Here is a 21,245-nt window from a genome sequence, read left to right as displayed (position 1 = left end):
TCAGGAAAACACGCATGAATCTTGGAATAGCAGGACACTGGGCGCTGGTGTGCGCGGCCAGCAAAGGCCTGGGTAAAGCCTGTGCACAGGCACTCGTCAGCGAAGGCGTGAACGTGGTGATCACCGCCCGAGGCGAACAGACGCTGAATGAAACAGCCCGTCAGCTCAGAGCGATAAATCCTGAAGTGACGGTCATCGCCGTAGCCGGAGACATTTCAACGCCCGAGGGTCGCGCGGCAGCCCTCATGGCCCATGAGCATTTCGATATTTTGATCAACAACGCTGGAGGCCCTCCTCCCGGGGATTTCCGCGAATGGGACCGCGACGCCTGGCTCAAGGCGCTGGATACCAACATGCTCACCCCTATCGAGTTGATCAAAGCAACGGTAGACGGCATGGCGACCCGCGGATTTGGCCGAATCATCAACATTACGTCGAGTGCCGTGAAGTCCCCTATCGAAAGCCTGGGTCTGTCCAATGGCGCGCGCAGTGGTCTGACGGGATTTATCGCAGGGCTTGCCCGGCAAGAAAACATCGCCAGTCGGAATGTGACGATCAACAACCTGCAACCGGGCTCATTCGACACCGATCGACTGCGTGACAACCTGGTCGCTGCTGCCGAAGAGTCGGGGCAAGACAGTGAGGCATTCCTCGGCGAATGCCGTAGCGAAATTCCTGCCAAACGCTTCGGCTCACCCGAGGAGTTCGGCGCTCTGTGCGCCTTCGTTTGCAGCAGCCATGCGGGCTACCTGACCGGGCAGAACCTGTTGATTGATGGAGGGGCCATTCGCTCCAGCCAATAAAGACGGCAGGTGCTATGGGGCGGTAAACACTGCCCCGTAACCGTTCCAACCCTCCCCCCTGATACCGCCCGGTAGTGTCTGACTTGCTTGGAAAAGCGCCGCATAAACAACTCGTCAAACCACAAAACATCCCCCACCTGCACGGCACTTAAATAAGTGCCTGATTCCGACACCCTCTGCCGGCAGCCGACAAACGCATTAAATTTATTTTTTTACTCTCCACTGGCCCGACGTTCCTTGCTTCACGTCGGCCCAGTCAGTCCTACCACTGCCCCGCCATAGGCTCTAGCCGAGCGGACTATGGGTCGGGTTTAAGGAGAATAAAAATAATGAATCCAGGTTTTACATCATCACTCAACCACTTGCTCGACGCCGTCACCACTGGACAGCAGTGCGTCCCAGGCGTAGTCGCAGCAATCACCGGGCGCGACGGTTTGATCTACGAGGGTGCTTCAGGTCAACGGACGCTCGGTCAAGCCGGTGCAATGACGACCGACAGTGTCTTCGCCATGTTTTCCACGACTAAAGCGATAACCGCCACGGCGGTGCTTCAGTTGGTCGAGGAAGGCCGACTGGATCTCGATGCGCCTGCCAGGAACTATGTGCCGATGATCGGCGAACTGAAGGTGCTCGAAGGGTTTGACAGCGACGGCACCCCGCGGCTTCGCGCCCCCAAAAAACACATCACCACGCGGATGCTTCTGCTTCATACGGCAGGCCTGGGTTATGAGTTCTTTAACGAAAACTACAACAGGCTAGTCCAGGAAGGTCGCCAGCCCAGCATCATCAGTGGGTCGTTGGCGGCACTTCTAACGCCCTTGCTGTTTGAGCCTGGAGAGCAATGGGAATACGGCTCCAACATGGATTGGGCCGGTCTGGTGGTCGAGGCCATTACCGGCAAACGTCTGGGTGACGTCATGCAACAGCGTATTTTCGAGCCTCTGGGCATGACCGATACCGCTTTTAGCATGACCACATCGATGCTCCAGCGACGGGCTGGAATGCACCAGCGTGAAGAAGACGGATCGCTGACCGCAGTCGAGGGCTCCCTCCTTCCAGAGGAACCGGAAGTGCACATGGGAGGCCATGGCCTGTTCTCGACTGTGAAGGATTATTGCCTGTTCATCCGGGCCTGGCTAAACGATGGACAGGGTGATCACGGACGAATCCTGAAGCCTGAGACGATTCGTTTCGCTGAAAAAAACGGGCTCGACAACCTGAAAATAAAAGCCCTTCCCTGCGTGATTCCGAGTATTTCCCACACTGCGGAATTCTTCCCCGGCATGCCAAAGTCATGGGCGTTGAGTTTCATGGTCAACGAACAAGACGCACCCACCGGTCGCCCTGCGGGCTCATTGGCGTGGGCTGGGCTGGCCAACCTTTTCTATTGGATCGATCGCAAGAATGGCATCGGTGGTTTTTGGGCCACTCAAATATTGCCCTTCGTAGACCCTGTTTCGACCAACGGTTATCTGGATTTCGAAACGGCGGCCTACCGCAATCTGAACACCTGACCCCGTACCTGATTCGATTCGCATGAGAGCCCTCCAAGGGCTCCAGGCGATGGCGCAAGAAAACTATCCCCTTCTCCGAAAACAACAAAAACAAAACAGGTGACTCATGGAGATCTCCACACGTACCCCTGCGCGCGCTCGATCCAAAAAATGCGCATTTGGCACGTCAACAATCAGTGCCGGCCTCCTGCTGGCGACTCTGGCGGGCAACGCCCAAGCCATCGATGTGGACGCCGGCGAATACACCGCTGCGCTTCCAGCCGGCAGCAATATTGGCTTGCTTTACCTCCAGCATGCCGAGCGGCGGTCGCTTTACCGTGATGGTCACAAGGTTGCGATTAAAGCGGGACTCGACTCGGATATCGGCATCTTGCGTGTCGCGAATTACCAGCAGTTGGGTGACTACACGATCAATACGCAGTTCCTGTTGCCATTCGGGCGTCTGGAAGGAACACGCGATAACGACGCGTTGGGACAAGCCAATGGCACGGGCGACTTGATTCTGGCGTCCACCCTGTGGCTCGTGAATGATCCGGCGAAGAACCGTTACTGGGGCATAGCGCCCTACCTGTACGTGCCGACCGGTAACTATGACCGAAACGATGCACTCAACCTTGGCGAAAACCGTTGGAAGATGACGTTGCAGACGGGCTATGTGACCGGCCTCACTGAAAAGTTATCCCTGGACCTCACCGCCGACGTGACCCTGTTTGGCAAAAATGACGACCTCACGAGTCAAAGCCTGACGTTGCGCCAGAAGCCACTATGGCAAGCCCAGACGTACCTGAGGTACGCCGTGACGCCCAAGCTGTCGGTGCATGTCGGTGCGTCTCAACTCTGGGGTGGTGAGACGAGCATTGACGGTCAGGATCAGGACGATGAACCCAACACCAGCAAGTACCGTGTCGGGGGATCGTACTGGATGACCCCGACGTTCCAGGCCCTGCTCAATTACGGCCAGGACGTATCGGTCGACAACGGTTTCAAGGAAAAGCAACGGGTTAACCTACGGCTGTTGTGGGTGTTCTGACCCACAGCAAGTGGTTGGCTTCCCGGGCACCGAGAGTGAGTTAGACGTCACTCTCGGTGCCCTTTCCTGCCTCGCATCGCTAGCGCAGTCGGCGCTGCAAGGTTTGGGAGGGTAATTCACTGAAACGCTTGCGATAGATTCCCGCAAATTCACCCAGGTTTAGATACCCCCACCGAAAGGCGATGGCGGAAACAGTCGTACCCGACTCCGGATCCATTGCCAACAAATCTCGGCGCACACCCTGCAACCGCTGCTCGCGCAAGAACGCACCGGGCGTCATGCCGCGAAAACGCGAGAAGGCCCCACTCAATGCCCGCACACTGGTCCCGACGGCACTGGCAACCTCTGCCAACGTCGGCAGGCTCGCTGCATTGGCACTCATGAACTCTTCGGCGGCCCTGACATAACGCGGTGCAATCCGGTTCATTGGACTATTGAAATCAAGCCCTGCTTGCGCGGCGCGGGCAGCCCACTCTCGCAATAGATGAACGCAAAGACTTTGCTCCAGATGAGCCCCCAGACGTCCTTCAGCCATGTGTTCGGAAGCCTCGGCCACGCAACGAACCGTGTACTCCAGCAGGCTTAGCCAGCTCGAACCGACTCCGCCGATGACGCACTTGTGTCTCCAGAACTGATCATCGGGCACGAACCCAAACCACTGCTGCGCCATCCGTTCCAAAACCGCATGAGGAATGGTCAGATTCAGTTGCAGGTGATCCGGGTCGAGGTCGATCCGGTAATCGACACGACTGCAATTGGCAATGAAGGATTCACCTACTGCCGTATCCTCGGTGACCGAACGCTGAGTCCAGTGCCGGGCATTACCGCGAATGGTCGTAAGCAGTAATGCATTCCCCGCCTCGGGCGAAAACTCATCGACGCTCACACCAACGCCATAGGCAAAACGAGTCAGCGTCAACTCGCCAATCCTGGATGAATGCATGGTTGCGCGCGGCTTGATGGCATGCCCTATGGGGGACACACGATAGGGCATGTAAACGCGATCCGACCAGTCGCTGATTTCATCCCAATCGGTTGAAAAAATTTTGTGCTGCTGACGTATCGGTTTGCCGCTGACATCGGTTAACAACGCATGGTCGAGACGCATGGAGACACCTGTTTTTATTATTTTAGGGTGAACCGCTGATCAGAGTAGCAACCTCAGGGCGATGGCAAGTAGGCCATCCCTTGCGACTCGCCCATCAGCAGCGGGCGATTGAGATCCGCGCAGGCGCGCAGGTAGTCGGCTACCAAAGTAATCCGCTTGAGCTTGCGCAGGTCCTCGCTGTAGTACATCCAGAACTGTCGAGTGACCTCCACCTCATCCGGGAGCACTTCGCACAGGCGCGGGTCGGGACCAGCGAGGAAGCAAGGCAGGATGGCCAGCGCGCGCCCTTCCAGCGCCGCATGGTACTGGGAAACTACGCTGGTGCTGCGCAGGCGGCTGTGCGCACCGGGCAGCAGGTCGTTCAGGTAGAGCAGCTTGAAGCTGAAGGCCAGATCCTCGACATAGGTCACGAAGGGGTGACCGGCCAGGTCCTCGCGACTGGCAATCGGCGAATGATTGGCCAGGTACTCCGGTGTCGCATACAGACGCAGTCGGTAGTCGCACAGCCGCGAGCACACGTACGGACCGCGCTCAGGCCGCTCCAGGGTGATCGCGATGTCTGCCTCGCGCCGTGACAGGTTGACGAAGTGCGGGACCGGCAGGATGTCCACGGAGATATGCGGGTAATGGATGATGAAGTGGCTCATCTGCGTGGTGATGAAACAGGAGCCGAAAGCCTCGGTACAGCCGATGCGCAGGTGTCCGGCGAGCCCCCCGGTGGTTCCGGAAACCTGCTCGCAGGCTGCCAGCAGCGTACTTTCCAGCGTTTCGGCGTGACTGACCAGGCGTTGCCCCTCGACAGTCATGACAAAACCCGACGCTCGGGACTTCTCGAAAAGCAGTGCACCAAGGCTTTGCTCAAGGGCTCGGATGCGCCGCGACACCGTGGTGTAGTCCACCCCCAAACGACGTGCTGCGCCACTCGCGGTGTGAGCACGGGCGACCTCGAGAAAGAAGCGCATATCGTCCCAATTCACATGACTTTGGGTTGTGCGTTTTTGCATATTCATCAGGCTTTTCTGCCAATACATATTGGAAATTAGCCAACATATACTCGCATTCAGCCTGGTTTGACCAGCATCGTTTCTCAACCGGAAACGCCCAAATTTCAATCAGGGCTGACGGCATGAATGCAGGGAAAAAACACTGCTTTCAAGCCGAAAACAGGCAGCTGTGCGACAGCGCAATCACTGCCACATTCGGCCCCGTCGAGAGCTCATAGACGGGTTCCCTGTCGGCACCTGACCGACGTCATTTCAACACCCCTCGCCTCCGGAAGATCGCCAGGGCAGATACGACTCCAGCAGCATTCAGGTGACGCTCCGCTTCGGGACGTCGCCCGGGTACCCGTACGCCCCTCAAAAGGCCGACATACAACAACAATTAAAAGCGGAGCCTCATCATGACGACTGACCATCCGAACCACGCCCAGACCTGCGCCCAGGTCAGGGCCAATCCCAAGTTCCAGCGACTCACCCGCCAGCGCGCGCTGCTGGCCTGGTCACTGAGCGCCGCCGTCCTGGCTGTCTATTACAGCTTCATCATGGTAGTGGCCTTCGCACCTGCCTGGCTGCACCTGCCGCTGTACGACGGCAGTCATCTCAGCCTCGGCATGCCGATCGGCGTGGCAATTATCCTGCTGTCCTGGCTGCTTACCGCCTGGTATGTGAACACCGCCAACACCCGTTTCGACGCGCTCAGCGCGCAGATCCTCCTGGAGACCCGCGCATGAAACGCCTACTCGCCCTTCTCGCCCTCAGCCCGCTGCTGGCCAACGCCGCAACTATCACCGCGGAGAAGCAACCGCTCAACGTGCATGCCATCGGCATGTTCTTCGTCTTCGTCCTTGCCACCTTGCTGATCACTTGGTGGGCGTCCCGTCGCACGCACTCCGCCGCCGACTTCTACAGCGCCGGTGGCGGTATCACGGGTTTTCAGAATGGCCTCGCAATCGCCGGTGACTACATGTCGGCGGCCACTTTGCTGGGCCTCTCGAGCCTGGTGTTCGCCAAGGGCTATGACGGCTTCATCTATATCATTGGCTTCTTCGTCGGCTGGCCCATCGTCACCTTCCTGATGGCCGAGCGCCTGCGCAACCTGGGCCGCTACACCTTCGCCGACATCGTCTCCTTCCGCCTGGATCAAACTCGCGTGCGCAGCTTCGCCGCCCTCGGCTCGCTGACGGTGGTGTGTTGCTACCTGGTTGTGCAGATGGTGGGTGCCGGTCAGTTGATCAAGCTGCTGTTCGGTCTCGACTATCGCACGGCGGTGGTGGTGGTCGGCCTGTTGATGCTGGTCTACGTGATCTTCGGCGGCATGCTCGCCACCACTTGGGTGCAGATCACCAAGGCGGTTCTGCTGCTGGCCGGCGGCACTACCTTGATGCTGCTGGCCCTGAGCCGTTTCGGCTTCAGCTTCGAGACGCTGGCCGCCCAAGCCGTGGCGGTGCATGCCAGCGGCGTGCAGATTATGGGCCCGGGCACTTTGCTGGCCGATCCGATCAACGCGGTGTCACTGTCCCTCGGACTGGTCTTCGGCATCGCCGGCCTGCCGCACATCCTGATGCGTTTCTTCACCGTGCCCAATGCCAAGGAGGCGCGTAAATCGGTGCTATTCGCCACGGTGTTCATCGGCTTTTTCTTCCTGGTGGTCTGCATCCTGGGCTACACCGCCATTGTCATCGTCGGCACAGACCCGCAGTACTATGTCGACGGTAAGCTCGGCGGCGCCATGATCGGCGGCGGCAACATGGTGGCCATGCACCTGGCCAAGGCAGTGGGTGGCAACCTGTTTCTCGGATTCCTCTCCGCCGTGGCCTTCGCCACCATTCTTGCAGTGGTGGCCGGCCTGGCCCTGGCTGGCGCCTCGGCCATCTCGCACGACCTTTATGCCTCGGTACTGAAGAAGGGCAAGGCCGACGAGAAGCAGGAAATGCGTGTGTCGCGCATCGCCACTGTCGGTCTGGGCATCGTCGCGATTTCCCTCGGCATTCTGTTTGAGGGCCAGAACATCGCTTTCCTGGTCGGCCTGACGTTTGGCATAGCGGCCTCTGCGAATTTCCCGGTATTGATCATGGCCATGTACTGGGGCGGCCTGACCACCCGTGGCGCCCTCTATGGCGGTTTGACTGGCCTGATCAGCGCCCTGGCCCTGGTCATCGGCTCTCCGTCGGTGTGGGTCGGCGTATTGGGCCATGCCCAGGCGATCTTCCCCTACGATCAGCCGGCGCTGTTCTCCATGCCTTTGGCCTTCCTGGTCATCGTGGTGGCGTCCAAGCTGGACCGTAGCGAGCGCGCCGACCGCGAGCGCGCTGCCTATGCCGATCAGTTCGTCCGCGCCCAGACTGGCCTGGGCGCTGCAATGGCCAGCAGTCACTAACGCTGCAGCTTTGCGGGGTCAACGGCCCCGAGCGCGAGTCCGCTCCTTTGCTCGCGCTTTTTTACTCCCGCCCTGCGCCGCCCGGCGCGGGGCACCTCCAACGAGCCCTCCCTCCACCGGCCCAGCCAGTGCGGGAACGGCTTGCTCATAACATCACTGCTCATAACAACAAGAGACAAGCAATGAAACCCACCCTGATCACCCTGTTCCTGGCAAGCAGCAGCCTTGCCACCCAAGCCCATGCGGACTTTGTCAAAGACAGCAAGGCCAGCCTTGAGCTGCGCAACTTCTATTTCAACCGTGACTATCGTCAGACCAACGCCGCCCAATCCGAACAAGAGGAATGGGCCCAGGGTTTCCTGCTGCGCTATGAATCAGGCTTCACCGACGGTTTGATCGGTGTCGGCTTTGATGCCATCGGCCTGCTCGGCGTCAAGCTTGATTCCAGCCCCGATCGCGCAGGCTCCGGCCTGCTCAAACGCCACCGCGACACGAGCAAAGGTGCGCAGGACGAGTACGGCGAACTGGGCCTGACCGCCAAAGTGCGGGCCTCCAAAAGCACGCTAAAACTGGGCACGCTGTTGCCGAAACTGCCGACGGTATTGGCCAACGATTCACGGCTGTTGCCACAAACCTTCAAGGGCGGTCAGTTGACCTCGCTGGAACTCGAAGGCCTGACCGTGGATGCCGGGCGACTGACGCAGGTCAATCAGCGCGACTCCTCGGATTACGAGGACATGGGCATCACCCGCACCGGCGCCAAGGGCATCACCACACGTCATCTCGACAGCGACAGCTTCGATTTCGCCAGCCTGAACTACAAATGGACCAGCAACCTCGCCACCGGCTACAGCTACGGCCATCTCGACAACTTCTACAGCCAGCACCTGGTCAACCTGACCTACGTGTTGCCGGTGACGACCGGCCAGTCGTTGAAGACGGATCTGCGCTTCGCCCGCTCCACGGATGATGGCGGCAGCAATGTCGATAACAATGCGATTGGCGCGATGTTCACCTACAACCTCGGCGGGCATGCGTTGGGCCTGGGTTATCAAGGCATGAGCGGCGACACCGGCTACGCCTACGTCAACGGCACCGATGCCTTCCTGGTGAACTTCGTGCAGATCGGCGACTTCGCCAGCAAGGACGAAAAATCCTGGCAGGCGCGCTACGACTACAACTTTGCGGCCGTCGGCATTCCTGGCCTGACGTTCATGACCCGCTACCTCACCGGTGACAACATCGATCTGGGCGGCAACCGCCCGGAAGGCAAGGAATGGGAACGTGATACCGACATTGGCTATGTCGTGCAGAGCGGGCCGCTGAAAAATGTCGGGGTGAAGTGGCGCAACGCGACAGTGCGCTCGACCAATTTCGGCAGCGACCTGGATGAAAACCGCCTGATCCTCAGCTACACCTTGCCGATCTGGTAAATCCCCCTGCCAGACGGGGGCCACTCGCGTCGCCTGAGAGTGCGAGTGCCCCCCAATCCAACGCGCCACCTCTATGATTTTTTTGCACAACGCACCGGTTTTTATGAGCATTTTTAATTGATTTTTGCATGCATATACTGGGCTCAAGCGCCTGGTCATGAACCGCGCCAGACCCAACAAAAACAAACAAGGGCATACACCGTGAAGACATCCATGCTTGCCGCAGTCTCCCCGCTCTCAGGTACCTGCACGCGTCTCGTACGCATTGCTGCCCGCAGCGAAGCCCCCTTCGCTGCCTGACCATCCCGTACCTGTACCCGCGCCGATCGTCACCACGATCGATGGAGACTCCAATGAACAGCAACTGCCAACCGTTCCTCGCCGCTCGAGACTTCCTGCTGGCCCACCGTACCGACTACGCCACTGCTGTGCGTGACTTCCGCTGGCCGCAACTGAACGAGTTCAACTGGGCTCTGGATTACTTCGATGCCATGGCCGAGGGCAACCAGGCCAACGCCCTGTGGATCGTCGAAGAAGACGGCAGCGAACAGCGCTACAGCTTCCAGCAACTGGCTTCGCGCTCCAATCAGGTGGCCAACCACTTGCGTGCCCTCGGCGTACGCCGCGGCGAGCGCATCCTGCTGATGCTCGGCAATGATGTCGCCTTGTGGGAAACCATGCTGGCCGCCTTCAAGCTTGGCGCCGTGGTGATCCCCGCCACCGCTCTGCTGACCCCCGATGACCTGGGCGACCGCATCGAGCGCGGCCAGGTTCGTCACCTGGTGGTCGGCAGCGCCCATGTCGACAAGTTCGTCGGCCTGGGAGAAGGCTGCAGCCGCATCTGCGTCGGCCCGGCCCCCGCCGGCTGGACCCCGCACAGCGCCGCCAGCGAGTATTCCGAGCAGTTCGACGTCGAGGACCGCACGCTAGCCACCGATCCGATGCTGCTGTACTTCACCTCTGGCACTACCTCCAAGCCAAAGATGGTGCTGCACAGCCACCAGAGCTACCCGGTCGGCCACCTGTCGACCATGTACTGGATCGGCCTGCAGCCAGGTGACCTGCACTTGAACATCTCGTCACCGGGCTGGGCCAAGCATGCCTGGAGCTGCCTCTTCGCACCGTGGAACGCCGGCGCCTGCATCTTCATCCACAACGTCGCGCGCTTCAGCGCCCCTGCCCTGCTTGGCGCGCTGGAGCGCTATGGCGTCACTAGCCTGTGCGCCCCGCCCACCGTGTGGCGCATGCTGATTCAGGAGGACCTGGGCAGTTACAAGGGGCGCTTGAACCTGCGCGAACTGGTGGGCGCCGGTGAGCCACTGAACCCGGAGATCATCGAGCAGATCCTGCATGCCTGGGACTTGCCGCTGCGTGATGGTTTCGGTCAGTCGGAAACCACCGCTCTGGTCGGTAACACACCCGGCCAACTGCTCAAACCCGGCTCCATGGGCCGTCCTCTGCCGGGCTACAGGGTGACCATGCTTGACCCCGACGGCGTACCCGGCAACGAGGGAGAAGTAGCCCTGCCACTGGACGTGCGTCCGCTCGGCCTGATGTTGTGCTACGAGGACAGCCCGGAAAAAACCGCCGAAGTGATGCGCGACGGCTACTACCGCACCGGCGACACCGCGCAGATCGACGAGGATGGCTATGTCACCTTTGTCGGCCGCGCCGACGATGTGTTCAAGGCCTCCGACTACCGCATCAGTCCCTTCGAGCTGGAGAGCGCACTGATCGAGCACCCGGCGGTGATGGAAGTGGCCGTGGTGCCAAGCCCTGACCCGCTACGCCTGGCCGTGCCCAAGGCGTTCCTGATCCTGGCCCATGACGAACCCGGCAGTGCCGAATTGGCCGGCAGCATCCTCGCCTTCGCCCGCGAGCACCTGGCGCCCTACAAGCGGGTGCGACGTATCGAATTCGTCAGCGAACTGCCCAAGACCATCTCCGGGAAGATCCGCCGGGTGGAACTGCGACAGATGGAAGTGCAGCGCCGCCAGAGCGATGCACGCGGCGTGCAAGAGTACTTCGAAGAAGACTTCCCGCAGCTCAAGGGCTGAACCCGGGCCGGTACACCGGCCCTCCTGAATTCAAATCCGACCGCTCGGCCCTCCAGGCCGAGTGGCTTAACTCGACCCAAAGAAAGTAGGCAGAACTGAAAATGACCTCTTCCAGCATTCCAAGCGTCAAGCTTCTCATCAACGGCGAATTCGTCGAGTCACGCAGCACTCAGTGGCGCGACGTAGTCAACCCGGCCACCCAGGAAGTCCTGGCCCGCGTGCCCTTCGCCACCGCCGAGGAAATGAACGCCGCCGTGGCCAGCGCCAAGGAAGCCTTCAAGACCTGGCGCAAGACTCCGATCGGCGCCCGCTCCCGGATCTTCTTCAAGTACCAGCAACTGATCCGCGAGAACATCAAGGAACTGGCCGCCCTGCTCACCGCCGAACAGGGCAAAACCCTGCCGGATGCCGAAGGTGATGTGTTCCGCGGTTTGGAGGTGGTCGAGCACGCCGCCTCCATCGGCAATCTGCAGATGGGTGAGTTGGCCAACAACGTCGCCAATGGCGTCGACACCTACACCTTGATGCAGCCGCTGGGCGTGTGCGCCGGCATCACCCCGTTCAACTTCCCGGCGATGATCCCGCTGTGGATGTTCCCGATGGCCATCGCCACCGGCAACACCTTCGTCCTCAAGCCGTCCGAGCAAGATCCGCTGGTGACCATGCGTCTGGTCGAACTGGCCCTCGAGGCCGGCGTACCCAAGGGCGTGCTCAACGTCATCCATGGCGGCGTCGACGCGGTGAACCTGATCTGCGACCACCCGGACATCAAAGCGGTGTCCTTCGTCGGCTCGACCAAAGTCGGTACCCATGTCTACAACCGCGCCACCCAGAACGGCAAGCGCGCGCAGTGCATGATGGGCGCGAAGAACCACGCCATCGTCCTGCCCGATGCCAACAAGCAGCAAACGTTGAACAACCTGCTGGGCGCCTCCTTCGGCGCCGCCGGTCAACGCTGCATGGCTCTGCCGGTAGTCATTCTGGTAGGTGAAGCGCAGACCTGGCTGCCGGACCTGATCGAGCGGACCAAAACCCTCAAGATCAATGGCGGCACTGAACCTGGCACCGACATTGGCCCGGTGATCTCCTGCGCGGCCCTGGATCGTGTCCACAGTCTGATTGCCAGCGGCATCGAAGAAGGCGCCAGGCTTGAACTCGATGGTCGCAACCCTAGCGTGCCTGGCTACCAGGACGGCAACTTCGTCGGCCCGACCATCTTTTCCGGCGTCACTGCACAAATGTCCGTGTACCGCGAAGAAATCTTCGGTCCGGTGCTGTGCGTCATGCACGCCGCCAGCCTGAGTGAAGCGATCGAGATCATCAACGCCAACCCGAATGGCAACGGTACCGCCCTGTTCACCCGCTCCGGCGCTGCGGCCCGTCACTTCCAGGAAGAAATCGACGTCGGCCAGGTAGGCATCAACGTGCCGATCCCGGTACCGGTCCCGCTGTTCTCGTTCTCCGGTTCGCGCGCCTCCAAACTCGGTGACCTGGGCCCCTACGGCAAACAAGTGGTGACCTTCTACACCCAGACCAAGACGGTCACCCAGCGCTGGTTCGACGAGGATGACACCGGCGGCTCGGTGAACACCACCATCACCCTGAAATGATCTCTGCCGGCCGGCGCCCAGCGTCGGCCGGCCGGGAGCTGAACGGTGCAACACCAGACATAACGGGTCGATGCGCAACAGCGCCTCCCCACTCGCAAAAGGTAGTGATCATGCATATCGGATTTCTCGGCCTCGGCAACATGGGCGGCCCAATGGCCCGCAACCTGCTCAAGGCTGGCCACAGCCTGACCGTCTTCGATCCTTTCCCGCAGGCGGTCGCCGCCCTGGTGGAAGCTGGCGCCAGCGCCGCTGACTCGCCCGCCGCCGTGGCCAAAGCCGGGGTTGAGGTGGTCATCACCATGCTGCCGACCGCCGATCATGTGAAGCAGGTCTATCGTGGCAAGGACGGCCTGCTGGCCAACATTGGCCAGGGCGTGCTGTTGATCGACAGTTCGACCATCGACCCGATCAGTGCCCGCGAAGTCGCAAAATTCGCCCTGGCCCAAGGCAACCCGATGCTCGACGCACCGGTATCCGGCGGCACCGGCGGCGCGACGGCAGGCACCCTGACCTTTATGGTCGGCGGCCCGGTCAGTGTGTACGACCAAGCCCTGCCGATCCTCTCGGCGATGGGCCGCAACATCGTGCACTGCGGTGGCGCAGGTAACGGCCAGGTGGCCAAGATCGCCAACAACATGCTGCTCGGCATCTCCATGGTCGGCGTTGCCGAGTCCATGGCGCTGGGTGTGGCCCTGGGTATGGACGCCAAGGTGCTGGCCGGTGTCATCGGCACTTCTACCGGTCGCTGCTGGAGTTCGGAGATCAACAATCCGTTCCCAGGCGTGCTGGAAAACGCTCCGGCCGCGCGTGGTTACAGTGGCGGCTTTGGTACCGATCTGATGCTCAAGGACCTCGGCCTCGCCACCGAAGCCGCGAAACATGTGCGCCAGCCGGTGGTGCTCGGTGCTGCCGCACAGCAGCTGTACCAGACCTTCAGCCTGCAAGGTAATGGCGGCCTGGACTTCTCCGCCATCATCAAACTGTTCCGTGGAGAAGCCTGAGCATGAGCGAGCAGCAAGCCCCGGTGCTGGCCAGTGTGCGCAACCGCGTCGGCCACCTGACGCTGAATCGACCCGGCGCGTTGAACACCCTGGACCTGCCCATGGTGACACTGCTTTGCCGGCACCTGTGGGTCTGGGAACAGGACCCGGAGATTGTCGCCGTGACCATCCGTGGTGCCGGGGAAAAGGCCTTCTGCGCCGGTGGCGACATCCGCATGCTGTACGACAGCCACAAGGCCGGCGACGACATGCACGAGGTGTTCCTCGAGGAGGAATACGCCCTTGACGAGTATCTGCATCGCTACTCCAAACCGGTGCTGGCGCTGCTGGATGGTTATGTGTTGGGCGGCGGTATGGGCTTGGCCCAGGCCGCCTCGCTGCGGGTGATCACCGAGCGCACGCGGATGGGGATGCCGGAAGTCGGCATCGGCTTTTTCCCCGATGTCGGCGGCAGTTATTTCCTGCCGCGACTTCCGGGTGAGCTGGGTATCTATCTGGGCGTCACCGGTTGCCAGATACGTGCCGCCGACGCCCTCTATGCCAACCTGGCTGACTACTGCCTGCCCAGTGAGCAGTTGGCCGAACTGGGTGCCGCGCTGGATCAGTTGAACTGGACCGATGCTCCCGAGGAAGACCTGCAAGACCTGCTCGCCAGCATGGCCACCGAGCGAATTGCGGGATCGGAACTCAAGGCCTATCGCCAGGTGATCGATGAGTATTTCTCCCTGCCCGATGTGCCGGCCATTCGCACCGCCCTGCTGCGCGAGCAACGTCCCGAGCTGCGCGACTGGGCCGAGCAGACGGCCAAACTGCTCGACAGCCGTTCGCCACTGGCGATGGCCGTGACCCTGGAGCTGCTGCGTCGTGGTCGTTACCTGAGCCTGGCCGACTGCTTTGCCCTGGAGTTGCACCTGGACTATCAGTGGTTCGACAAAGGCGATCTGATGGAGGGCGTGCGCGCCCTGATCATCGACAAGGATAAGACCCCACGTTGGAACCCACCCACCCTGGCGGAACTGGCACCACCGCGAGTGCATTCCTTTTTCAGCGGCTTCCGTCCGGCCTCCGCCACCCCCCTTCGCACCGCCTGATCGGCAGGAGACACCGCAATGCACGATATCGAATTGACCGAAGAACAACGCATGATCCGCGACATGGCGCGCGACTTTGCCCGCAGCGAAGTCGGCCCGCATGCCCAAGCCTGGGAGAAGGCCGGCTGGATCGATGACGCCGTGGTGGCGCAGATGGGTGAACTGGGCCTGCTGGGCATGGTAGTGCCGGACACGTGGGGTGGCAGCTACACCGACTATGTGGCCTACGCCCTGGCCGTGGAGGAAATCTCAGCCGGCGACGGTGCGCTCGGCGCATTGATGAGCATCCACAATTCAGTGGGCTGCGGCCCCTTGCTCAAATATGGCAGCCCGTCCCAGCAAGACCGTTGGTTGCCGCTTCTGGCCAGCGGCCAGGCCATCGGCTGCTTCTGCTTGACCGAGCCACAGGCCGGCACCGAAGCGCACAACTTGCGCACTCGCGCCGAACTGCGCGACGGTCAGTGGGTGCTCAACGGCGCCAAGCAGTTCGTCAGTAATGGCAAGCGTGCCAAGCTGGCCATCGTCTTTGCCGTCACTGATCCGGAGCTGGGCAAGAAGGGTCTGTCGGCCTTCCTGGTGCCGACCGACAACCCAGGATTCGTGGTCGACCGTAGCGAACACAAGATGGGTATCAAGGCTTCCGATACCTGCGCAGTGACCCTGAACAACTGCACGATCCCCCAGGACCATTTGCTGGGTGAACGCGGCAAGGGCCTGGCCATTGCCCTGTCCAACCTGGAAGGCGGTCGCATCGGTATCGCCGCCCAGGCCTTGGGCATCGCCCGCGCCGCTTTCGAGGCCGCGCTGGGGTATGCCCGCGAACGCATCCAGTTCGGCAAGCCGATCATCGAACACCAGAGCGTGTCCAATTTGCTCGCCGACATGCACACCCGGCTCAATGCCACCCGACTGCTGGTGCTGCATGCCGCACGCCTGAAAAGCGCCGGGCAACCGTGCTTGTCAGAAGCCTCGCAGGCCAAGCTGTTCGCCTCTGAAATGGCCGAGCGCGTGTGCTCTAGCGCGATGCAGATCCATGGTGGCTACGGCTATCTGGAGGACTACCCGGTGGAGCGCTACTACCGCGATGCGCGCATCACCCAGATCTACGAAGGCACCAGCGAGGTCCAGCGCCTGCTGATCGCCCGCGAACTGGCCCACTACGCACTCTGAGCCCCTCCGGCCGGACGCGCCCGTTGCGTCCGGCTGTCCCCCTTTTGCCACACCTCGTGGAGTCGCCCATGCTCGGTCTGCGTAATATCCCCATCAACCGCCGCCTGTGGTTGATCCTGCTGATGTCCATCCTGATGCTGCTGATTCTGGCCGGCCTGATGCTCAAGCAGAGCTATAACGACCTCTATGCCGCCAAGGCGCTGAAAACCCGCCACGTGGTCGAGACCACCAGCGGCATACTGCGCCACTTCCAAAACCTGGAAGCTCAGGGTCTCAGTCGAGAGCAGGCGCAGCAGCAGGCCAGCGCGGTAATACGTGACCTGCGCTACGACCGCGAGGACTACTTCTTCCTCGAAGACCTCGACACCCGGATGGTCATGCACCCCAATCCCAAGCTCCAGGGCCAGCGCATGACCGGCACCCTCGACCCGGATGGCAAGGCGCTGTTCGACGAGATGGTGGCCGTGGCCAAACGCGACGGCTCCGGCCTGGTGAGTTACCGCTGGCCCAAGCCGGGTTCCGAGGCGCCGGTGGAGAAGGTTTCCTACGTCGAACTGTTCAAACCCTGGGGCTGGATCGTCGGCTCGGGCATCTACGTCGACGACGTCAAAGTCGAGTTCCGCCGCCAACTGATACAGGCGATCGCCATCCTGGTGACGATCGCCCTGCTGCTCAGTGCACTGATCCTGCTGATTGCCCGCAGCATCGCTTCGCCACTGGCGCAGGTGGTCGACGCCATGGCGAACATCGCCAGCGGCGAGGCCGACCTGACCCGCAACCTGGACAGCCGCTGGCGCGACGAATTGACCGCGCTGAGCGGGCACTTCAACGTGTTCACCCACAAGCTGCGCACGGTGATCGGCCAGTCGATGCAGACCGCCGGCAACCTGGACCAGGCCTCGCAATCACTCGCCGAGATTGCCAGCGACAGCCAGCGCCACAGCCAGCAACAGTCCCAGCAGATGGAACTGGTGGCCACCGCCATCCACGAGGTGTCTTACGCCGTGCAGGAAGTGGCGAAGAACGCCGAACATGCCGCCAACGAAGTCCGCCAGGCCGATGAGCAGGCACGCCAGGGCCAGCACAACCTTGACAACAGCCTGAGCCAGATTGACCAGTTGTCCGAGACCATCGACCAGGCTGTCGAGGTGATCCAGAGCCTGGCCCAGGAAAGCACCCAGATCGGCAGTGTGCTGGAAGTGATCCGCGCCATCGCCGAGCAAACCAACCTGTTGGCGCTGAATGCCGCCATTGAGGCGGCGCGCGCGGGAGAACAGGGCCGCGGCTTCGCCGTGGTCGCCGACGAAGTGCGCCTGCTGGCCCAGCGCACGCAGCAGTCCATTGCGCAGATCCAGGGCATGATCGAGCGCCTGCAGGGCAACTCGGAAGCGGCGGTGAAGGTCATCAACACCAGCAGCCAAGCCGCTCAACACACCGTGGAACAGGCCCGCCGAACCGGTGAAAGCCTGCACCAGATTCTCAGCGCGCTGCGCAATCTCACCGACCTGAACGCCTCGATCGCCAGCGCCACCCTGGAGCAGTCCCACGTGGTCGAGGACATCAACCAGAATGTCACCCGTGCAGCGTCGCTGGCCCACGACAATGCCCAGGCCGCAGGCCGGTCCAACGAGGCCAGCCAGGCATTGGGCCAACTGGCGGGTCAACTGAATCGGCTGTTGGGGCAGTTTCGCGTATGAAAGTGATGGCGCTACCGGTCGAACAAGGGCACCCCTCGCGCTACCTGGAAACCCGCCACAAGGCGCTCGAGCTGTTCGCCAGGTGTGGTTTCAGCCGGGTCAGCATGCGCGACCTCGCCACTTACCTGGGGATCAATGTCGGCTCCATTTACAACCACATCGACAGCAAGGAAGCCCTGCTGTTCGAGCTGATCGAGGAACTCTACGAACAGTTGCTGCACGGCGCCAGCCTGGTGAGTCGTCGCAAATCCGCACCTGCGCTACGACTGCACGGCCTGCTTGAGGCGCACCTCCTGCTGCACGAGCGCATGGGGGCGCATTTCCGTTTGGCAGAGTACGACCTCCATTGCCTGAGCAGCGAACAGCATGCCTTGATCCTGACCCTGCGCCGACGCTACGAGGAGCACCTGGTGGAAACTATAGAGCAGCTCACCGGTAAACCGACCAGTGCCACCCGGCGTGCCACCTTGAGCGGCATCGTGTCCCTTCTCAACCAACTGCCAGCCTGGGTTGAAGAGCCCCACGCAAGCAAGGGAGTACGCCGCAAGCTGCTGCATGACATGGTGATGAGTACCCTTCAGGGTGCGTTGCAGGCGACTCATACCTCAGGCTCTGAACTCTCGTCAAAGCCGGGCTAATGGCCGGACGCAGAACATGAATCTCATGCACAAAAAAAACGCCACTCATTGAGTGGCGTTTTTTGTGAATCCTGGAACCTTTCTCAATTTCGGCGCAGGAGTGTATGAGGAGCCACACCAAAGGCCTTGCGAAAAGCATGGCTGTAATGGGAGAAATCGGAGAAACCGAAATCCAGTGCAGCTTGAGAAATGCTGCGTACCTGGCCGCGTTCTATTGCCTCGCGACTCGCAAGCAGGCGTTCTTTCCAGATCTCTGCAACCGGCGTTTTCTGGTAACGGGCGAAAGCGCGCGTGACGGTTCGCGTGGACACATAATGCACTTGAGCGATGCGCTCTATCGACAGGTCCGGATCGGTCAGATTCTGCTGGATGTAGTTCATGATCCGACCATAAAGATCCAGCTCCTCATGGGTCGTCTTCATGTCCTGAAGTTCCAGGCTGATCGCCAGGAGGTCAAGCAAGGTGCTGGAAAACCGGCTGGATAGCCCCTCGTCTTGAAAGCTCGCAGGAATGCTCGCCGCTTGATGCAACATCTCGCGCAATGGAATCACCCCTGGACGGCGATCGTCCAGAACCACAGCTGTGCAACTTGCTACGCCTGGCAACCGCTGGCTGAGCAACTGTCGCGGAATGCGGACCAAGTGGTTTTCGGTACCACCCAGGCTGAATCGGAACGTCTGGGATGCGTCATAAAGAAACAGATTGTCCGCCGCCAGCGTTGCCCTGCGCCCTGCCTGCTCCAATTCACCATAGCCACGCCGGGTGAAACCGAGCCATAGATCTTCATCAGGACCACTGCGCAAATGCTGGGAGGAGCGCTCCCAAAAATGCAGTGGCGAGGACAGCGTGCAGATGTCCAGCGGCCCCATGCCGTGCACCTCCAACGCCCCGTTGAAATCGCTCTGCGCCAACGGTTTGCTGTCGGCCGCGAGACAGTGACGGCACACCACTTCTTTCCAGTAATCAAAGCGACGTGGAGCCGCAACGGCAAGGGTTGAATACTGATTGCTTTGACTCATGGCATTCACCTCACGGCGGCGGCTGGACAACAACGGTGACGGTAACGTTGGTTCCCTGTTTAGCAAATAGCAGGCCACTCCCCTTTCGGGTTGCCAACGTTATGTGCGCATGAAATGCCAGATGCTCAACGCTCGGGATAGCGGCTGCGTGAGCGAGTCCCGCTAACGCTTCACACAGATTGCACCTGCCCGTTATCGATACATGCATTCGCCGCCTGACGGAGCGCGCGCACCAATTTGGCTCATCGTAATCCTGTTTTCAGGGCCTGTCCTTTCTAGCCAAACGGTTGTCCGTACGAGCCAAGCGTACCGTGCCGTCCCCGCCTAACTTCTACCCCACACCGTGCCCCTCCAACCACAACTGATGAGGTGTCCCATGCAACTGCCAGAGCAGCAGCGACAGTCCGATTCATCCTGGCTTTTGCAGAGGCGCGACCTGGCACCTGAAGAGTTCGCCACCTACCTGTTAGAGCTGGGGACTCTGGTGCTGCGGCGTCGACTGGTTGCGCCAACCGCCAGTCGCCCGTGCCCGTCGAAACGTTGAACAGATAACCGCATACCAAAAAATAGAACCAAGGAGCCCACCATGGAATCTGCAATCGATAAGCACCTCAAATGCCCGAGGACGTTGTCTCGTCGCGTCCCCGATGAATACCAGCCCCCCTTCCCCATGTGGGTTGGGCGCGCCGATGAGCAACTGGAACAGGTGGTGATGGGATATTTGGGAGTGCAGTACCGCGGGGAGGACCAGCGTGCAGTGGCCCTGCACGCCATGCGCCACATCGCCGCCAGCCTGAGCCTGCCCGACGGTCCCCTGAGCCATGACCTGACTCACCACACCGACAACAGCGGTTACGACAACCTGATGATCGTCGGTTACTGGAAAGACCCTGCCGCCCATTGCCGCTGGCTGCGCTCGCCTGAGGTAATCGAATGGTGGTCATCGGAGGATCGCCTGAGCGATGGTCTCGGTTACTTTCGGGAAATTGTCGCGCCGCGGGCCGAGCAGTTCGAGACGCTGTATGGCTTTCGCGAGGAATTACCCGGTGTCGGCGCCCTGATGAACACCATCAGTGACGAAATCGAAGAGCACGGTTACTGGGGATCGATGCGTGACCGCTTCCCGATTTCACAGACCGACTGGATGGCACCTTCCGGTGAACTGACGGTGATCGTTGGCGACCCGGCCAAAGGTGGGCGCGTGGTCGTGCAAGGCCACGACAATATCGCGCTTATCCGCTCCGGCCAGGACTGGGCGGATGCCGGCGAAGAAGAACGATCGCTCTATCTCAACGAAATTCTGCCGACGCTGCAGGCGGGTATGGATTTCCTGCGCGACAGTGGCAAGGACCTGGGTTGCTACAGCAATCGCTTCGTGAATTACATCGACCTGGACGGCAATCTTCTGAACCTGAGCTACAACATTGGCCACTGGCGTTCCCTGGAAAAACTCGAGCGCTGGGCCGAATCCCATCCGACCCATCTGCGGATCTTCGTGACCTTCTTTCGGGTCGCCACCAGCCTGTCGAAGCTACGGCTTTATCACGAAGTCTCGGTATCCGACGCCAAGGATCAAGTGTTCGAGTACATCAACTGCCACCCGCAGACCGGCATGTTGCGTGACGCGGTGATCCCTAAAACCTGACGTCTGACGCTACCCGGCGTCCACGGGCGGTCTTGATCCGAATTCTGCCCT

Annotated in this window: 18 protein-coding genes; 15 read left to right on the top strand and 3 right to left on the bottom strand. The window is 60.8% G+C overall.

Annotation, left to right across the window (positions count from 1 at the left end; translation table 11 throughout):
• Positions 1–14 precede the first annotated feature (14 nt).
• The 3 genes from PMI27_RS24270 to PMI27_RS24280 all read left to right on the top strand — a co-directional run bounded on the left by PMI27_RS24270 (position 15) and on the right by PMI27_RS24280 (position 3,347).
• Positions 15–803, top strand: coding sequence for an SDR family oxidoreductase (locus PMI27_RS24270; RefSeq protein ID WP_008145774.1), 789 nt, complete (start codon positions 15–17; stop codon positions 801–803).
• Positions 804–1,132: 329 nt separating this feature from the next.
• Entirely contained in the window at positions 1,133–2,317 is a 1,185-nt protein-coding gene (locus tag PMI27_RS24275; RefSeq protein WP_008145776.1) for a serine hydrolase domain-containing protein, read from the top strand.
• Positions 2,318–2,423: 106 nt separating this feature from the next.
• Positions 2,424–3,347 (top strand): transporter, encoded by a 924-nt coding sequence (locus tag PMI27_RS24280; protein ID WP_008145778.1) that lies wholly within the window; start codon positions 2,424–2,426, stop codon positions 3,345–3,347.
• Positions 3,348–3,426: 79 nt separating this feature from the next.
• Here PMI27_RS24280 and PMI27_RS24285 read toward each other — a convergent pair whose 3' ends face one another.
• Positions 3,427–4,455 carry an AraC family transcriptional regulator gene (locus tag PMI27_RS24285; RefSeq protein ID WP_008145780.1) on the bottom strand — a complete coding sequence of 343 codons (1,029 nt, stop codon included), beginning with the start codon at positions 4,453–4,455 and terminating at the stop codon, positions 3,427–3,429.
• 53 nt (positions 4,456–4,508) lie between these two features.
• On the bottom strand, positions 4,509–5,459 hold the full coding sequence (locus tag PMI27_RS24290) for a LysR family transcriptional regulator (protein WP_033053263.1): 951 nt from the start codon (positions 5,457–5,459) through the stop codon (positions 4,509–4,511).
• Between the two features lie 398 nt (positions 5,460–5,857).
• Here PMI27_RS24290 and PMI27_RS24295 point away from each other — a divergent pair, with 398 nt between their 5' ends.
• The 10 genes from PMI27_RS24295 (at position 5,858) to PMI27_RS24340 (ending at position 18,530) form a co-directional block, all read left to right on the top strand.
• Positions 5,858–6,187 carry a DUF485 domain-containing protein gene (locus PMI27_RS24295; RefSeq protein WP_008145786.1) on the top strand — a complete coding sequence of 110 codons (330 nt, stop codon included), beginning with the start codon at positions 5,858–5,860 and terminating at the stop codon, positions 6,185–6,187.
• Complete coding sequence (locus PMI27_RS24300; RefSeq protein WP_008145787.1) at positions 6,184–7,833, top strand: cation acetate symporter; 1,650 nt, start codon at positions 6,184–6,186, stop codon at positions 7,831–7,833. The genes PMI27_RS24295 and PMI27_RS24300 overlap by 4 nt, the downstream gene beginning before the upstream one ends.
• A gap of 182 nt (positions 7,834–8,015) precedes the next feature.
• The gene (locus tag PMI27_RS24305) at positions 8,016–9,266 is read left to right on the top strand and encodes an OprD family porin (protein ID WP_024164532.1); all 1,251 of its coding nucleotides are present in this window, start codon (positions 8,016–8,018) and stop codon (positions 9,264–9,266) included.
• 353 nt (positions 9,267–9,619) lie between these two features.
• Positions 9,620–11,323, top strand: coding sequence for an AMP-binding protein (locus PMI27_RS24310; protein ID WP_008157218.1), 1,704 nt, complete (start codon positions 9,620–9,622; stop codon positions 11,321–11,323).
• Positions 11,324–11,424: 101 nt separating this feature from the next.
• On the top strand, positions 11,425–12,933 hold the full coding sequence (locus tag PMI27_RS24315) for a CoA-acylating methylmalonate-semialdehyde dehydrogenase (protein ID WP_008157219.1): 1,509 nt from the start codon (positions 11,425–11,427) through the stop codon (positions 12,931–12,933).
• 110 nt (positions 12,934–13,043) lie between these two features.
• Positions 13,044–13,934 carry a 3-hydroxyisobutyrate dehydrogenase gene (gene mmsB, locus PMI27_RS24320; RefSeq protein WP_008157220.1) on the top strand — a complete coding sequence of 297 codons (891 nt, stop codon included), beginning with the start codon at positions 13,044–13,046 and terminating at the stop codon, positions 13,932–13,934.
• Positions 13,935–13,936: 2 nt separating this feature from the next.
• Positions 13,937–15,025 carry an enoyl-CoA hydratase/isomerase family protein gene (locus PMI27_RS24325; RefSeq protein WP_008157221.1) on the top strand — a complete coding sequence of 363 codons (1,089 nt, stop codon included), beginning with the start codon at positions 13,937–13,939 and terminating at the stop codon, positions 15,023–15,025.
• 18 nt (positions 15,026–15,043) lie between these two features.
• Positions 15,044–16,195 carry an acyl-CoA dehydrogenase family protein gene (locus PMI27_RS24330; RefSeq protein ID WP_008157222.1) on the top strand — a complete coding sequence of 384 codons (1,152 nt, stop codon included), beginning with the start codon at positions 15,044–15,046 and terminating at the stop codon, positions 16,193–16,195.
• Positions 16,196–16,263: 68 nt separating this feature from the next.
• On the top strand, positions 16,264–17,892 hold the full coding sequence (locus PMI27_RS24335) for a methyl-accepting chemotaxis protein (protein WP_008157223.1): 1,629 nt from the start codon (positions 16,264–16,266) through the stop codon (positions 17,890–17,892).
• Positions 17,889–18,530, top strand: coding sequence for a TetR/AcrR family transcriptional regulator (locus PMI27_RS24340; RefSeq protein WP_008157224.1), 642 nt, complete (start codon positions 17,889–17,891; stop codon positions 18,528–18,530). The genes PMI27_RS24335 and PMI27_RS24340 overlap by 4 nt, the downstream gene beginning before the upstream one ends.
• Before the next feature lie 83 nt (positions 18,531–18,613).
• Here the strand turns inward: PMI27_RS24340 and PMI27_RS24345 are convergent, their stop codons facing one another.
• Positions 18,614–19,549, bottom strand: a complete 936-nt coding sequence (locus PMI27_RS24345) for a helix-turn-helix domain-containing protein (RefSeq protein WP_008157225.1) — start codon at positions 19,547–19,549, stop codon at positions 18,614–18,616.
• A gap of 376 nt (positions 19,550–19,925) precedes the next feature.
• Here PMI27_RS24345 and PMI27_RS31835 point away from each other — a divergent pair, with 376 nt between their 5' ends.
• Positions 19,926–20,093 (top strand): hypothetical protein, encoded by a 168-nt coding sequence (locus PMI27_RS31835; RefSeq protein ID WP_008157226.1) that lies wholly within the window; start codon positions 19,926–19,928, stop codon positions 20,091–20,093.
• A gap of 42 nt (positions 20,094–20,135) precedes the next feature.
• Entirely contained in the window at positions 20,136–21,194 is a 1,059-nt protein-coding gene (gene oxdA / locus PMI27_RS24350) for an aliphatic aldoxime dehydratase (protein WP_008157229.1), read from the top strand.
• Positions 21,195–21,245: the final 51 nt, after the last annotated feature.

The organism is Pseudomonas sp. GM41(2012) (assembly GCF_000282315.2).
Taxonomy (GTDB): domain Bacteria; phylum Pseudomonadota; class Gammaproteobacteria; order Pseudomonadales; family Pseudomonadaceae; genus Aquipseudomonas.
This window is presented reverse-complemented; position numbering and strand designations above follow the sequence as displayed.

Bases quoted from the DNA above. Each gene is read 5' to 3' on its own strand.
- PMI27_RS24270 (WP_008145774.1), top strand. From the start codon at position 15: ATGAATCTTGGAATAGCAGGACACTGGGCGCTGGTGTGCGCGGCCAGC.
- PMI27_RS24275 (WP_008145776.1), top strand. From the start codon at position 1,133: ATGAATCCAGGTTTTACATCATCACTCAACCACTTGCTCGACGCCGTC.
- PMI27_RS24280 (WP_008145778.1), top strand. From the start codon at position 2,424: ATGGAGATCTCCACACGTACCCCTGCGCGCGCTCGATCCAAAAAATGC.
- PMI27_RS24285 (WP_008145780.1), bottom strand. From the start codon at position 4,455: ATGCGTCTCGACCATGCGTTGTTAACCGATGTCAGCGGCAAACCGATA.
- PMI27_RS24290 (WP_033053263.1), bottom strand. From the start codon at position 5,459: ATGCAAAAACGCACAACCCAAAGTCATGTGAATTGGGACGATATGCGC.
- PMI27_RS24295 (WP_008145786.1), top strand. From the start codon at position 5,858: ATGACGACTGACCATCCGAACCACGCCCAGACCTGCGCCCAGGTCAGG.
- PMI27_RS24300 (WP_008145787.1), top strand. From the start codon at position 6,184: ATGAAACGCCTACTCGCCCTTCTCGCCCTCAGCCCGCTGCTGGCCAAC.
- PMI27_RS24305 (WP_024164532.1), top strand. From the start codon at position 8,016: ATGAAACCCACCCTGATCACCCTGTTCCTGGCAAGCAGCAGCCTTGCC.
- PMI27_RS24310 (WP_008157218.1), top strand. From the start codon at position 9,620: ATGAACAGCAACTGCCAACCGTTCCTCGCCGCTCGAGACTTCCTGCTG.
- PMI27_RS24315 (WP_008157219.1), top strand. From the start codon at position 11,425: ATGACCTCTTCCAGCATTCCAAGCGTCAAGCTTCTCATCAACGGCGAA.
- mmsB (WP_008157220.1), top strand. From the start codon at position 13,044: ATGCATATCGGATTTCTCGGCCTCGGCAACATGGGCGGCCCAATGGCC.
- PMI27_RS24325 (WP_008157221.1), top strand. From the start codon at position 13,937: ATGAGCGAGCAGCAAGCCCCGGTGCTGGCCAGTGTGCGCAACCGCGTC.
- PMI27_RS24330 (WP_008157222.1), top strand. From the start codon at position 15,044: ATGCACGATATCGAATTGACCGAAGAACAACGCATGATCCGCGACATG.
- PMI27_RS24335 (WP_008157223.1), top strand. From the start codon at position 16,264: ATGCTCGGTCTGCGTAATATCCCCATCAACCGCCGCCTGTGGTTGATC.
- PMI27_RS24340 (WP_008157224.1), top strand. From the start codon at position 17,889: ATGAAAGTGATGGCGCTACCGGTCGAACAAGGGCACCCCTCGCGCTAC.
- PMI27_RS24345 (WP_008157225.1), bottom strand. From the start codon at position 19,549: ATGAGTCAAAGCAATCAGTATTCAACCCTTGCCGTTGCGGCTCCACGT.
- PMI27_RS31835 (WP_008157226.1), top strand. From the start codon at position 19,926: ATGCAACTGCCAGAGCAGCAGCGACAGTCCGATTCATCCTGGCTTTTG.
- oxdA (WP_008157229.1), top strand. From the start codon at position 20,136: ATGGAATCTGCAATCGATAAGCACCTCAAATGCCCGAGGACGTTGTCT.